The organism is Enterococcus sp. DIV1314a (assembly GCF_051713805.1).
In the GTDB taxonomy this organism is placed as follows: domain Bacteria; phylum Bacillota; class Bacilli; order Lactobacillales; family Enterococcaceae; genus Enterococcus_I; species Enterococcus_I aquimarinus.
Genome location: NZ_JBIOQP010000001.1, coordinates 1893535 through 1908142 on the forward strand (window position 1 = coordinate 1893535; position 14608 = coordinate 1908142).

At 35.7% G+C, this 14608-nt stretch carries 15 protein-coding genes; 12 read left to right on the forward strand and 3 right to left on the reverse strand.

Features of this window, described 5'->3' with window-relative positions; all coding sequences use genetic code 11:
* The first annotated feature begins 150 nt into the window (after positions 1-150).
* From IGI68_RS08970 to IGI68_RS09000, 7 genes are all read left to right on the forward strand, one after another.
* Entirely contained in the window at positions 151-906 is a 756-nt protein-coding gene (locus tag IGI68_RS08970) for a DNA/RNA non-specific endonuclease (RefSeq protein WP_438732336.1), read from the forward strand.
* A gap of 133 nt (positions 907-1039) precedes the next feature.
* Positions 1040-1642, forward strand: a complete 603-nt coding sequence (locus tag IGI68_RS08975; protein ID WP_438732338.1) for a DUF4230 domain-containing protein — start codon at positions 1040-1042, stop codon at positions 1640-1642.
* Positions 1643-1805: 163 nt separating this feature from the next.
* Positions 1806-3065: a hypothetical protein gene (locus tag IGI68_RS08980; RefSeq protein ID WP_438732340.1), complete on the forward strand. Its 1260-nt coding sequence runs from the start codon at positions 1806-1808 to the stop codon at positions 3063-3065.
* A 31-nt stretch (positions 3066-3096) separates the two neighbouring features.
* Complete coding sequence (locus tag IGI68_RS08985) at positions 3097-3828, forward strand: type I restriction endonuclease subunit R, EcoR124 family (RefSeq protein WP_084131074.1); 732 nt, start codon at positions 3097-3099, stop codon at positions 3826-3828.
* Positions 3828-4745, forward strand: a complete 918-nt coding sequence (locus IGI68_RS08990; RefSeq protein ID WP_438732342.1) for a GIY-YIG nuclease family protein — start codon at positions 3828-3830, stop codon at positions 4743-4745. The genes IGI68_RS08985 and IGI68_RS08990 overlap by 1 nt, the downstream gene beginning before the upstream one ends.
* A gap of 157 nt (positions 4746-4902) precedes the next feature.
* Entirely contained in the window at positions 4903-7698 is a 2796-nt protein-coding gene (locus IGI68_RS08995; protein WP_438732344.1) for a DEAD/DEAH box helicase, read from the forward strand.
* A gap of 50 nt (positions 7699-7748) precedes the next feature.
* The gene (locus IGI68_RS09000; protein ID WP_379952626.1) at positions 7749-7904 is read left to right on the forward strand and encodes a MazG-like family protein; all 156 of its coding nucleotides are present in this window, start codon (positions 7749-7751) and stop codon (positions 7902-7904) included.
* A gap of 91 nt (positions 7905-7995) precedes the next feature.
* On the opposite strand, the gene IGI68_RS09005 is transcribed toward IGI68_RS09000, so the two are convergent.
* Complete coding sequence (locus tag IGI68_RS09005) at positions 7996-8145, reverse strand: hypothetical protein (protein ID WP_169818068.1); 150 nt, start codon at positions 8143-8145, stop codon at positions 7996-7998.
* Positions 8146-8434: 289 nt separating this feature from the next.
* On the opposite strand from IGI68_RS09005, the gene IGI68_RS09010 reads away from it, so the two are divergent.
* Positions 8435-9040 carry a DUF5052 family protein gene (locus IGI68_RS09010; protein ID WP_438732347.1) on the forward strand — a complete coding sequence of 202 codons (606 nt, stop codon included), beginning with the start codon at positions 8435-8437 and terminating at the stop codon, positions 9038-9040.
* A 64-nt stretch (positions 9041-9104) separates the two neighbouring features.
* Here the strand turns inward: IGI68_RS09010 and IGI68_RS09015 are convergent, their stop codons facing one another.
* Entirely contained in the window at positions 9105-9485 is a 381-nt protein-coding gene (locus IGI68_RS09015; protein ID WP_373757517.1) for a PH domain-containing protein, read from the reverse strand.
* Between the two features lie 731 nt (positions 9486-10216).
* On the opposite strand from IGI68_RS09015, the gene IGI68_RS09020 reads away from it, so the two are divergent.
* The 4 genes from IGI68_RS09020 to IGI68_RS09035 all read left to right on the forward strand — a co-directional run bounded on the left by IGI68_RS09020 (position 10217) and on the right by IGI68_RS09035 (position 12442).
* A complete protein-coding gene (locus IGI68_RS09020) occupies positions 10217-10768 on the forward strand; it encodes a recombinase family protein (protein ID WP_138471334.1) in 552 nt (183 codons plus the stop codon).
* Positions 10769-10887: 119 nt separating this feature from the next.
* Entirely contained in the window at positions 10888-11103 is a 216-nt protein-coding gene (locus IGI68_RS09025) for a hypothetical protein (protein ID WP_175613887.1), read from the forward strand.
* A 214-nt stretch (positions 11104-11317) separates the two neighbouring features.
* Positions 11318-11827: a MepB family protein gene (locus tag IGI68_RS09030; RefSeq protein WP_175613886.1), complete on the forward strand. Its 510-nt coding sequence runs from the start codon at positions 11318-11320 to the stop codon at positions 11825-11827.
* A gap of 261 nt (positions 11828-12088) precedes the next feature.
* Positions 12089-12442: a helix-turn-helix transcriptional regulator gene (locus IGI68_RS09035; protein WP_438732350.1), complete on the forward strand. Its 354-nt coding sequence runs from the start codon at positions 12089-12091 to the stop codon at positions 12440-12442.
* 226 nt (positions 12443-12668) lie between these two features.
* Here IGI68_RS09035 and IGI68_RS09040 read toward each other — a convergent pair whose 3' ends face one another.
* The gene (locus IGI68_RS09040; protein WP_438732352.1) at positions 12669-14594 is read right to left on the reverse strand and encodes a heavy metal translocating P-type ATPase; all 1926 of its coding nucleotides are present in this window, start codon (positions 14592-14594) and stop codon (positions 12669-12671) included.
* Positions 14595-14608: the final 14 nt, after the last annotated feature.

Consider the following 14608-nt stretch of genomic DNA (forward strand, 5'->3'; position numbering starts at 1 on the left):
GAGTCGCGATCCTTTTGCTTTGCCTCAACGTTTTGGTTTGAAGCAAAAGGAAAGTCGATTTTTCAAGCGAGGCATCAGATAGGCGCTACGAGGGGTGGCTTTTTCTTTTTTGAACGCCTGAACGCAAATATAGAAAGTAGAATAATTTAAATGAAAAAGAATAAACTCAGTAAAAAAAATAAAGGATTCTTATTTGGTCTCGTTGCCTTACTCATTTTTACCGCAACAGCCGGCCAAATCGATCTTAGTAAATTTGATCCAGATCGTTTAGAAACGATTGGGGATATCTTTCAAGAAACACCAGGCCAATCAATCTTAACGGAAGAACTGTCAAACGTCCCACCATTTGATGGGGAAAATGCAGTCCTATTCATTAACGACAATCAACCAACGTTTACCCAAGCCGAATTGTCATTAGAAGATGGCTACTGGCAAACCTTTACGAATCTAGACACCTTAAACCGTGTTGGTCAAGCTAATGCCATGCTGCATCGTGATTTTATGCCGACCGAGGAACGTGGCAATATTTCGAACGTCTATCCGACTGGTTGGAAACAAAAGAAAATGACTTCCGGCGAGATGCTCTACAATCGCTCACACCTCATCGGCTACCAATTCACCGGGGAAAACGATAACTGGCAAAATCTCATGACCGGTACCCAGTACATGAACCAAGTGCTGATGAAAAAATACGAACAAGAAGTCGCGGCCTATCTCAAAACAACCAATCATCACGTCCGTTATCGCATCACGCCGTATTTCAAAGACAATGAACTCGTCGCGCGTGGTGTCCAAATGGAAGCCCAGAGCATCGAAGACAACGACATTTCCTTCAACGTCTTTTTGTATAACGTCCAAGAAGGCTATACGATTGATTATGTGACAGGACAAGCGACAAAAGAATAGTCTATACGAAGAAGCGCCTTTGGGTTGCTTCTTTTTTGGTTAGGAAGAATTTGAGAAGACCGATGTCATTTAAGGTCGGATATGTTAAAATTACCTTAAGAATAATAGGGGTTAAAGAAAAGGAGGAGCGGATGTGAAAAAGAATATGAAAAAGAAGACAAAATTGATTCTGTCGATAGTCGGACTCGTGGTATTTGCAGGAGTGATATTTTTTGGCACACTTTATTTTGTTGATGCCAAATCAAAAATCACGACTTCAGCTGGAAGCTATAATGTCGAAAAAATTGGGGAACTGGACGTCGCCAGTATTTATTACGATAAGATTTTAAATGAAGAAGAGAGTCATCGAGTATTTGGATTGACCGTCGGAAAAGAACGATCGTTGTATGTGTTTCACTTTAAAGCTCAAATTTTTTATGATCTTACACACGCGACTAATACCTACGACGAAGAGAATAAAATATTAGAAATTACGATGCCAGCACCAGGTGTGAAATTATTAATGAAAGATTCCGATTATAGTTTGGATTTTGAGTACTACGTAGCCAAAAACTCTGTCTGGATTCAAGATGATAACATGAAGGGATTAAACATCCAGAAAAAAGTAATGGAAAATATAGAAGAAGAAATTCTTGGCAAAGAAGAATTCATTGAAATTGCGCAAGAGAATATTGGAAAAATATTAAATGCGATGTATCAGACTCAAGGCATTGAAGTCAACTGCGTTTTTTTATGAGGATGATTGATCGGTGATTGTCTAAAAAAATTGATAATGGCAATGAACATGTTCAACGTTTTTTTGCCTCAAGTGTAACAGGCTAAGAAATGGATTATGTAAAGAGTCAGGGAGTAAAGATGGTGAACGTGTCCCTGGATTTGCTGTTAACACGCTGACTGTTATGGCAAATGAAAGTTATAAGGATTTTGCTGAAGGTCTTCAAAAAGAATACGAAGAAGATGGTGTTATCTTTGGTGTATTTAATAAAGATAGCTTTGCGACGATTATTACGCATTACGATGAAGTTACGGAAGAAATGGAAATTCTTGGTAAAGAAAAATCTGAGCAATTGTTCAACTACCTCAAACAGGAAGAATTTATTAATTCATCCGGGCGAGCAACCGATAAGTTGAAACAAGCGATTACTGATCAGGAAATTGAAGTACCGGAAGAATTTATTGATGTTGTGCCACAGATCTTGGTTGTTGCTAAATCTAAAGTTAAGAGTCTTGATATCAAAGATGCCAAGGATAAAGTCGAAGTCAAGGTTGTAAAAGAAGCCTTAGCAGATGACTTTTTAGAACTTTGGAACAAAATCAAATACAAGACGACTTATAAGATTCATTTTGATTCAAACAAATTAATCGAATTTGCTGCAAAAGGAAATGAATCATTTGACGGAGTTGATTCCATCCAGACTCGCAAGGGGACCTACCTTTACAAGAAGGGGATGGTTGAGATGAGTCAAGCCGGTGTGAAGGCTGATGAATCTAGCGAAAGCAGTGTTCGTGCAACAACGAGTGGTACATACAAATTGCCAGATATCATTACTTTCTTGCAAAATGAAACAAGTTTGACTCGCAAGACAATCGTCGCAATTTTGCAGTCAGTCAACAATCTGGATAGTTTTAAGAACAATCCATTGTCATATATGAATCAGGCTGCGAAGATTATCAACGCAATCAAGAATCAATTGATTGTGAATGGTATTGAATATACTCGTACAAATGATGAATATGAACAGACGCTGTTTAGCACTGAAACCTTGAATGCTTACCTCGGTGAAAAAGGGAATTCGGTTAAAGTTGATGAAAGTAAACAAAAGACTGTTTATGACTATGTTGTAACTGATTCGAGCATTGAAAAGGATTTTGCTCGTAAGGCTGAAATGGATGACAATGTTAAGTTCTACATTAAGCCGCTAGATTGGTTCAAGATTCGCACACCGCTTGGGCCTTACAATCCAGACTGGGCATTGCTGTATGAAGAAGATGATGAGCAACACCTATACTTCATCGTTGAAACGAAAGGTGATACAAGCTTTGAACAGTTACGTCCTCATGAACGGGCTAAGATTCTGGCTGGTGAGAAACACTTTAAAGCAGTTGATACAGATATTAAATTTAAGCAGGTTTCTGATGAAGCGGAGATTCGTGGGTAATCTATATTTGAAATAAAACAGGGAGAAGTAAATCAATGCATTTCAACAATTTGACCGTACTTTTTCTAATGTTCAAGTTTATGGGGAATATGAAGATTCAATGATAGGGGATGTATTTGCTTTTGATAAGAAAGAAATTGAACATTACCATGGAAAATATAAAAATGCATTAATTGCTATTAGACCTGATCCATACCCGGGTCCAGGACCAGATTTTGATATTAATATCGCATATGAATTAGAGTCAATCAAAACAGAAAAAATCAATTATGAATATATTTTGATGTTAATCCAAGCCTTCATTCCAAGTGGTGATGATGAATATGAATTGATTGCAAGAGAAAATGAAAAGGCAGCAACCGAGGTCAATCGTTATATTGAAAATCTATCCAAGGATAATTTAATACTGGCAACGTTAATGAAATCGTTATGGGATGATATTCATCTTAATCCCGAAAAATACCGTGACCAAAATGTATCTATGCTGATGGAACAATTATCAGATGAAGCAGAGCGGGAAAAGGTCGCATCATTTTCGAATCAATGGTTTGTAGAAGAGGAAACACTGGCATATGTTGTCGCTAACTATAATTTACAGAAAGATAAGCAAAGCGGTGAAAGTGAATTAAAAAATACTTCAGATTATCAGAATTACCGTGAAAATACGGAACAACCCGTTTCTAAATTACGCTATTGGAAAGAAGTTCGAAATAATTTAGATGAGATGATGAAAGAAAATATTTTACCATTGAGAGAAAGATAATGAGTAGAGGTGGGACATTGGCTAAAAGAGGAAAGACCATTCAAGTTTTTTTAATTGATGGCGAACCAAAAGGGCGGATCAAATGTACACTCGCAAACTGGACAGGAGTAGCGTATAAAATCCCTCGTACAAGAGTAGAACAATCAAAAGATATAAAATTGCTATCTCAGACTGGTGTTTATTTTTTGTTTGGGAAAGCAGAAGAATCGGATGAAGATATTGTTTATATTGGGCAAGCGGGGGCTAGAAAGAATAATGAAGGTGTATTAAACCGAATAGCCGAACATAAGAGATCTTCAGAGAAAGATTATTGGACCGAGGCTGTAATTTTTACAACAGCCAATAACTCTTTTGGTCCAACAGAGATAAGCTACTTGGAAAATCGATTTTATGCATTAGCTTGTAAAAATAATCGTTTACAAGTAAAAAATAACATGGAACCAACACCTGGAAATGTAACTGAAGAAAAAGAAAGTGAACTTGAAGAGTTTATTGATTATGCAAAAATTATAATCGGAACGCTCGGATATAATCTTTTTGAACCGTTATTACCCTCTAGTCGAGCTGTAGAGGAACCTGAAAAGGCACCGGATGAACTATTACTATTCTTGAAAAGAAAGAGCCGTAAGAGTAACCAATTAATTGAAGCTCAGTGTAAGCAAACGGCCGAAGGATTTGTTGTGTTAAGAGGGAGTCAAGTTGAAGTGATTGATTCAATTGCGATTCCAGCTAGTATAAAAATGATGCGACAAAAAGCGGACATCAACGAGAATGGTATCTTACAAGAGGAAGTACTTTTCAAAAGTCCTTCATATGCCGCTTCTTTTATTTTAGGAATGAATACAAATGGGAAAACTGATTGGAAGACCGTTGAAGGGAAAACGTTGAGTAGTCTAGATAAAGAAATACAGGTGTAATTGTTTTATGTCAGATAGTTCGATGTATTTAAACTGTTCATCTTGCTACAGGCCAAGGAATTGACACGAGTAAACTGATAGGTGGTAATCCGACGAATAAACATTTTATAAGAAATGGTTTTGAAATCATAAAAATAAATAAGTTAGGAGGGTTACTATGATTAATCGCTCTCATTTCCCTGATAAGGTCGCAGTGAATCTTGAATTAACTAAGTATCATCAATTTAAAAAAGATGCTAGGGATTACAAGAATCATTTTGATAATGTGAAAAATGATTTTCTTGTTACAATGAAAAGCCTAGTCAATCAATTAAATCAGTTTGATTATGATATTCCTGAAGCGTTTGGAGTAACTCCGGAAAAACAAACAAATTCTTATCGCGTACCGTATCGAGCTGGAATATTTAATTTTTTTCGAGTAGAGGAAAGTTCCGAATTACTCGAAAATATCCAACAAGCTTATTGGCTCCACTTGAATCAAGAGGCATGTAAGCAGTTGTTGGAAGAAGTTGCGACATTTAAATATTTAGAACAGCGGATACCCAATCGCGCATTGGGTAAGATTCGTTCAAGTTTTTTAAGTTCTTCAAAAAAAGCTGTCTATATAGAATCAGTCTACAATTTAATTGAAATCAATCAGAAAATCCGTGATGAGAAATTATCTGAGAGAATAAATGAAACCTCCTTTGATGTGAAGGTGGACACGACAAGTGTTAATCACTGGCTTGAAAATCATTTTGATGAGGTTCAAGAGATCTACCAGGAAATACTAGGTGTCACGGTCATTGCGCCAGAAAAATTACCGAATATGCAATCACTGGCAAAGTCACTTGATCAAGTGGTTGATTTGAATCACAAGCTTGAGCCCATTTCAAAAACATATGATTTACTTGTTCATGATATTCAAAGATTAAGCAGTCAGATTATGAAAAATGACATGGACAATCAATTCAATCATTTTTCGATTGATGATTTTGTGCTTGCTTATCCGGGATTACCTGGCAAGGTCTTAACCGCCAACTTTTTAAATTTGAAAGAACTGAGTCGATATTCCGGTCGTTTTGAACGGATTGATGGAATTGGGCCTAAAAAGAGTCAATTAATACAAAATGCCTACGACGCTTTTAAAATCAAAGTTTATGAGAATCCAGTTTTTAAAATCGATATCACCAATCTCTCGCAAGATCAGAAAAAACTGATTCAAGTCATTCATACGGTAACTGAAAATCAGACGATCTTTAACCAGTTATTTGAATTTAAGGAAGGAATGAAACGTATTCCTCTTCGATATCAAAATGCTGAAAAGAATTTAGAATTGTTATGGTGCTATTTTGAGTCGAAAAATAGCGAGAATTTTAGTGCGATTCAACACTCAATAGAAGTAATGTCAGAGAAAATTCCCGTATTAACAGATGAAATTAGAATGGCAAAAATTGCCTTAGGAGAACTACATGATAATGAAATCAAGGAATGGTTTCAATCAAATGCGGCTAGTTTTTATGCGTTAGTTGAAAAGTTTGGTGGAATTAAGAAGTCGCAGGTTACCAGCGATTCGGGAATTGCGAAAGAAATTCTAGAAAAAATTAATAAGCAAGAGATTAATTATTCTAAATTAAAAGCTTCTTTACGTGGTTGGCAAACATTTGCTGTCAAATACACGCTTGTTCAAAAGAAGGTGCTCATTGGAGATGAGATGGGTCTAGGAAAGACAATTGAATCGATTGGCGTTATGGCTGATTTATATGCTCGTGGAAAAACGCATTTTTTAGTTGTTTGTCCAGCGAGTATTATCATAAATTGGGAGCGAGAAATTGAAAAACATAGCGATTTGCCTGTTTATCGTCTGCACGGCTCGTCAAGAAATGCAGAGACCAGAACTTGGATTCAAAATGAGGGAGTTGGAGTGACGACCTTTGAAACGCTACAACGTTTACCAATCGCTGATGGTTTTGAGCTCTCGGGTTTAGTTGTCGATGAAGCTCATTACGTAAAAAATCCATCGGCCAAACGTTCCATTGTTGTTCATAAGTGGGCGGATAAAACACCCTATGTCATGTACATGACCGGGACTGCGATTGAAAATAACGTTGATGAAATGACTGCTTTAATTAAAACGCTACAACCGAAAATATCAGAGGATATTCAAAGTAAAGATTATTTTGTATCGCCTGGAAAATACCGAGAAGCGATTGCGCCGGTTTATCTAAGAAGGAAAAAAGAGGACGTGCTAAGTGAATTACCACCACTGACGCAAAATGAAGAATGGGAAACGTTTGGTCCAGAAGAACGTATTGCTTATGAACAGGCAGTTGAAGATGGGAAATTTATGCGGATGAGAAGGTGTGCTTGGTTAGGTGGCAGTCCAGAAAAGTCTCCTAAATTAGAACGCTTAATAGAAATTTGTGAGGGCGCAAAAGAAAGTGGCGAAAAAATCATTGTCTTTTCTTTTTTCCGAAACGTTATTTCACAACTCTCTGATTTTCTAGGAGAGCAGACACTTTTACCAATTACGGGAAGTGTGAGTTCTAAACAGCGGCAAGAAATCTTAGACGATTTTGAGAAGGCACCTGCTGGGACGGTTTTATTATCTCAAATTGTGGCAGGCGGCTTTGGTTTAAATATTCAATCTGCTAGTATTATTGTTTTTTGTGAACCACAAATTAAACCTTCGTTGGAAACCCAAGCAATTGCTAGAGCGCATCGCATGGGCCAAACAAGACCGGTTTTTGTTTATCGTTTATTAACCGAAAAGAGTATTGATGAACAGATGATGAATATGTTAAATACAAAGCAGAATGTTTTTGATAACTTTGCTAAACATTCTTATATTTCAGATCAATCAGTGCAATCTGTCGATATTTCTGATACTGCAATGGTGAAAAATATTATTCAACAAGAAAGAGAACGATTAAAATTGGATCTTTCTAAACCAATCGATACAAAAATAAGTTAAATAAGGAGAGAATTATTCAAGATATTAACAAGTTTCGTGACGAAGCGCGAATGATTAAAAGAAGCGTTTATTCGTTGATGATGGCCGATAATCTTAACTTTGATGTGGAAGAATTTATTAACAAAAAGTTAGTTAAAAATGCTCGGAAATATCCAATTGACCAAGCGCTTGCTAAAAACAAGTCTGATCTCGAGGCTAAAAATTAAAAAAACAATACAAAAATAGCACCTACTGTTTGATTTCAGTAGGTGCTATTTTGTTGTACTCGAATGTTCGTCCATGGAAGACTCGCTCTCCTTATACTTGTTTTGATAATTCTTGTACTGCTTGTTCAATGGTGCGGCCGGTAGCAAAATGATTTTCGTCATGTTTATCAAAGACGATGAATAGGTTTAATTCAGTATCAAGTGTTACGCGGTACTCCAATTTGTTGTTATAGAATGTCATATGGCATTCTCCTTTCTCAATTTGTTTCACGAAAGGTACCCTTAACAGGTTAATAACGAAATTCCTTTGTAAGTATAGCACGTTTTTTGAAAGAATGTCAATTTTGACTCATTGAGATGCTAGAAGGAAAGCGATAACTTCTGTATTTATTGATAAATCAACGTTTTGTAGCTTAATAAATTCTTAAGACGCCGAAATTATTTCTCAAAAAAATGCGCAATATCCGTCTGAAGTCCCGTCATACTTTACGGATTTCGTGCTAGAATAACAACAGAAGGGGAGGATTCTAATGAAAAAAATATCTCGAAAAATCATCTTCGCATCCGTCTTAGTTGCCGTAACCATCGGCTTAGCGGGCTGCCAAGATATTCGATTGTATTTCAAAGGATTTGAAGAAAGTTTTAAAGGATTAGAGATGACAATCCAAACATATGATGAAGATAGCCAAGTGATTGATCAAATCACGGGGCGTTCGGTGATGATCGAGCGCGATGCTACCTTTGATAGCGATACCGAAAGCAAGGATTCCTCGGTTATTAAGATTTCAGTTGGGTCAAATGAAATTCACCACGTAGGATCATCGATGATTATTGCAGAAAGTCAGTTAGAAAATGTCTTTGAAGAATATGCAAAAACAGTCGAAGCCGAAAGTACGCAACGCGGCATTCCCGTCATTAATTCGATGGTCAACGATTTCCGTCAATCCTTCGATGGGAAAGAAAAAGTCATCCTTATCCGTAGTCAAAACGGCACACCGCTGGCTACTTATGCCGGTAATAACGTTTCTCTATATAAAACCGATGTGCCAAAAAGTACCGGGTTATTAATTGATGGCCAGTACTTGTTTATTTACCGCTGTGACTATACCATTTACGACGTTGCATTAGTCGACTAATCCGTTATAAAAAAAAGCTGAACAACTCTCGTACTAGTACAAATCGAGAGTTGCTCAGCTTATTTTATTTTAAAATCGCAAGTGCCAAAGCTTGTTGAATCTCGGTAATACTCTTATCTTTTTTAAATTGTAAATATTGTGCCGGTTCCGCAGCACCGGATACCCAAATCTTTAATTCCGCATCCAAATCAAAATGACCAGCCGTCTCGACACTAAAACGCGAGATGCTTTTATACGGAAATGTTTTGTAATCGACTTTTTTACCTGTAAAACCTTGTTTGTCGACTACAATCAAGCGATAGTCCGTAAAGACAACCAAATCTCGAACTAACTTAAACGCTAAGTTAATTTTTTCTTCAGGCATCAGCACACTCGCCAATTCTTGCTTCACTTCCTCATGATTCGCCTCTGTTGCATTGCCTAGTAATCCATCAAATAATCCCATCACCATTACCCTCTTCTCTATTTGTCTGGGGTTATTATACCTTATATGATGGGGGAGATGTAAGAGGAGAAGAATATCCGATATTGTTTATTTTGAAGACGTTTCGCATGAGAAGAGTGATTTCACTAGGAGATTTTGCATATTTCTATAGTTTCTATTTTTTTCTGGGTGAGAATTCACTTAATCGGGGGATTTCATAGTGGTTACATCCCTACTGCTAATTTGTTAATACGTGTTATTGATACAACTGGAAAATGCCAATTAGAATCATTCGTTGGATTCATTTATATACTATTCTTCTTTACCATTCTCGTAGAATACTAAATAAAGTAAAGCAAGGGTTGTGATAGTAGTCAAACTTCTATTCCTCATCTAGGATCTCGCAACTAACCATTCGTGCATACATCTCAAAAATTGCAAACTCAACAATATCACAGAAAAGAAAGAAGACTTAACGAACACATTTAATACACTGCTCGAAATGGGCGCTATCCCTGTAGTAAACGAGAATGATTCAGTAAGCTATACAGAGATAAAGTCGACGTATTGTTTATTTGGCGACAATTTTATGCTTTCTGTCGTATTAAAAACGATACCTTGATTTTGATGGAACAGTGTATCAGAGTCAGTACTCAAGAGTATTGACTATGGTTTTTAATTCTAGTAAAATCAATACATACAAAGGTGTCATAACTAATAGTCAAAAGCATGAGAGAAAAGTAGGTGAAAATATGAAGTATGGTTATGCAAGAGTAAGTACTCGACAGCAAGATCTGAAGGGACAATTGAATCAATTAAAAGAAGAAAATTGTGATAAGATTTATTCGGAAAAAATTACTGGTACCAAAAGTGATCGACCGGAATTTCAGAAACTGATTAAAGAAATAGCAGAGGGAGATACATTGGTTGTAACAAAGCTGGATCGATTTGCTCGAAGCACTCAAGATGCTTTAAATATCATTAAATTTTTATTTGAAAAAGGAGTCCGGATCAATGTTCTTAATTTAGGAATTATAGAGAATACTTCTACAGGAAGATTGATTTTTACCATTTTTAGCGCCTTTGCAGATTTTGAAAGAGATTTGATTGTAGAACGCACTCAAGAAGGAAAAGAAATCGCGAAGCGAAAACCAGGTTTTCGCGAAGGTAGACCCAGAAAATTCACACAGGAACAAATCCAATTAGCAATGAATTTGTTAGAAAAAAACTCCTATTCTGAAGTTGAAAGAATGACTGGAATTAGTAAGAGTACATTAACGAGATACAAACGGAATATAAAGTAAGAGAGGCGAGCTCTAGATAGTCTGTTATTCTCCTCGTATACTTTTTTCCTTATTCTCTACTGTATTTATAACAACATAGAAATCGATTTGGATATTAACAAATAGATAGGAGAAATAAAATGAAAGTTAAAATTTTTAGTGATGATTTGCAAAATGATAGTACAGTAAAAAATTTGAAAAAACACTATGATAAAAAACAAAAGGATTTTGAAAATATTGAAACTCGGTTAAACGAGTTTATTTCTGACAAAAAAGTTATAGAAATAAAAAGTTATGTTACAGAGGCTTTTTTTTCAGAACCGAAAATAACTTTTGTAGTTTATTATTCTGAATAGTATTTTATTTTAGGGGTCGCCACCAGAGGGCACTTTTTTTAGTGTCCATTCTATAATTACGAGTTCATTTGGTGTAAGATGGGTATAGGTCATTTATGTTCACTCTCCCTGTATTCTTTCGACGGAATTACAATTTGAGTGTAACATAAATGATTTTTTTATTTGTCTCGCTTAATTTTACAATCGGCGAAATAAATTATTAAGGAGCGATAAAATGAATAATTTTCAAGAAGCTTTACGATATATGAATCAAACCATTTATGAACCGAAACAAATAACAGTAGAATCCATTCAAGAAGAAAAACAAAATGCTGAATATGGTGCAGGTGTGTTTCGATTATCTTCTAAAACGGTTCGATTTAGAGTCGCAAAAATTACGCCAACAAAAATAGGACAGTTTGTTGCTTTTTGGGAAAAGGATAACAACAATAAAAACCGTCCCTTTTTATTTGAAGAAGCACCTGAGCTATTAGTTGTTACAACTTTTAAAAATAATAACGAATTTGGACAATTTGTTTTTCCAAAAGACATTCTCGTTAAAAAAAATATACTTCGAACTACCTCCACTACAGGAAAAATGGCTATACGAGTCTATCCTAGTTGGGATACACCCACTGGTAAACAAGCACTGAACACTCAAAAATGGCAAGCACCTTATTTTGTTGACATGAGTACTCATAATCAGGATTCTGTAGATAAACTAATGGATCTATACTCTCTATAACTCATTAAACACTAAAGAATAAATGTGAGAAATAACCTTATTAAATCAAAGTTTCTGATACATGAATATATGTAAAATAGTGTATCCTAAAATAAAAAAAAGGGTTTGTCTTATTATGACAAACCCTTTTTTTTATTAAGTCGCAAAGACTGATATAATAACGTTGCAATTGAGATTTGCTAAAGATATGTGAGCTTGCAATTTTTAATTGCTAGGAGACCTTTTCAAAACACATTATTCTAAATTTGGGAGATAAATACAATGCTAAATGAGATTTTAAAAGAAAAAAGAAAAGAACTTGATCTAACTCAACAGAATGTTGCTGATCATTTGAATGTCACACGACAAACAGTGTCAAGTTGGGAAGTCGGGAAAAGTTTCCCTGATATTTCAACATTAATTAAAATCAGTGATTTTTATCAATTATCTTTAGATTATATGTTAAAGGGGGATGTCAATCTTATGAAAAAAATCAAAAAAGATACAAATGATTTAAAAAAATATCAAAATATAAAAGAGATTTTAAAGATAATTTGTTATGGCTTACTCATCATAGCTTTCTTTTATTTAGCTGGACATGCAACTGGAAAAGGTTGGGCTTACTATACTCAATAAATTACTTATTAGGCTAAAATGAACCCTTTGGTTAACGGGTTCATGATACACGCTTTTATACAATTTTATGTGTCTTGTATTCAAGTCACGCCACAAGAGTATGGTTGACATATCATTTTGACTTTGAACATCTAGATAAATATAAATAAATAATAGAGATAAAAAATGTAGTGTAATCCTTAATTATCTCTATTACTCGATTAATTTGAAGGTGTGCAATCATTCTTTAGACTGCCCTTAGCAATCGAAGTCCATTCAAAATAACAACCAATGTACTTCCTTCATGAATAATGACACTGATGGCAATATCCGTTAAGCCCAAGAAACTAACGACAATTAAAAAAGCAACAACGGCCATTGAAAAAATAATATTCTGCCAAATAACACGGTTCATTTTCGAAGAAATATTATGAGATTGTACCAATTTTGATAAATTGTTTTGCATTAAAACTAAATCAGATACCTCTACTGCCACATCAGTCCCATCTCCCATAGCGATTCCCACATCTGCATTAACAAGAGCAGGAGCATCATTTACACCGTCTCCAACCATGGCGGTCACACCGTATTTTTCTTTTTGTTCGTCTATTATTCTGGATTTGTCTTCCGGCATGACATTTGCAATCACTTCATCTATTCCCAATTGTTTAGCAACCGCTTTTCCCGTCATTTCTGAGTCACCAGTAATTAATGTGGTGTGTATACCTTGTTTTCTGAAATACTCAATGGTTGCTTTTGCATGTTCACTTGGAATGTCCATGAGGGCAATAAGGCCTAGAACCTCTTCATCTACTGCTACGTACACGACTGTCTTACCTTCTGAAGCCCATTCATTATTTAAACGACTATACTCATCTGAAACATCATCAAACGAAGTCGGTTTTCCTATACGATAATTTCTCCCTTTGTAATCTCCTGTCAATCCTTTACCAATCTGGTTTTCTACATCAATAGTTAGTTTGTTTTTTTGCTCAAACTTTCTTAGAATAGCATCTGCTAAAGGGTGATTGGATTCTTTTTCAAGAGCTACTACGATATCAATCATGTTTTCTTCGTTCACGGAATCAGCAAAATAATAATTGGTTACTTCAGGTTTTCCTTTGGTCAAGGTGCCCGTCTTATCAAATGCAATTGCTTTAATATCGGCTAATTGAGACAGGTAAGAACTACCTTTTGAAAGGACTCCTTTTTTGGCTAAATTAGAAGTCGTCGATAGCGTTGCCGAGACAGTAGCTGCTGCTAAAGCACACGGTGAAGCTGCAACTAAAAGGACTAATCCTCTATAGACACTTTGTGACCATGTCCAATCAAGTAGAAAAGGTGCCAATAACATGAATAACGGAATGGCAATTAAAACAACTGTGACGTATTTGGGTTCAAATTTTTGGATAATACTCGCAGCTTTTGTTTGGTTATCTTGGTTCTGGTTCACTAATTGTAAAATTTTTGAAAATACTGTATCTTCGTTTTCTTTGGTGACTTTCATCGTGAAGCTACCTGTTCCATTAATTGTACTCCCGAAGACGCCATCTCCTTTGTATTTCTCTTTCGGGATACTTTCTCCATTAATAGACGACTCATCAATGGATGTAGATCCAGACAAAATGACGCCATCAATAGGTACTTGATCGCCATTCAAAACTTGAAGTTGATCTCCCACTTTTAATTCACTGACATCTACATTTTTTGTACTGCCATCAGGTAGGATTAACCGGGCAGTCGTTGGATTCATTTCGAGTAATTTCGTTATTTCTCGTTTGCTTCTTCCTTCTGCATAATCTTCCAAAAAATGTGCTCCAGAAAAAATAAGAATCAATAATGTTCCTTCCCAAAAATTCCCCATTAAAGAAGCTCCGATTGCCGCTAATCCCATTAAAACATGAGAATTAGGCATGAACTTTTTTTGGTTTTTTGAGTTCTCAATTGTTTCTCCAAGGCCTTCAAGAACAATGACATGATACCCAGCGCTGATTGTAGCGATTGAGAACAAAACATTTTGTAGCAACTGATAATCTTCATTCAAAAATAGAGCAATCACTGCTAATGCTAAACCAACAAAGTACAAAACGACTGGCATTTTCCCATGATCATGATCGTGACCGTGGTTGTGATTATGCTTTTCTTGAGACTGTTGTTTTTGGACAGTTTCCATTTCTATTGCCTCCC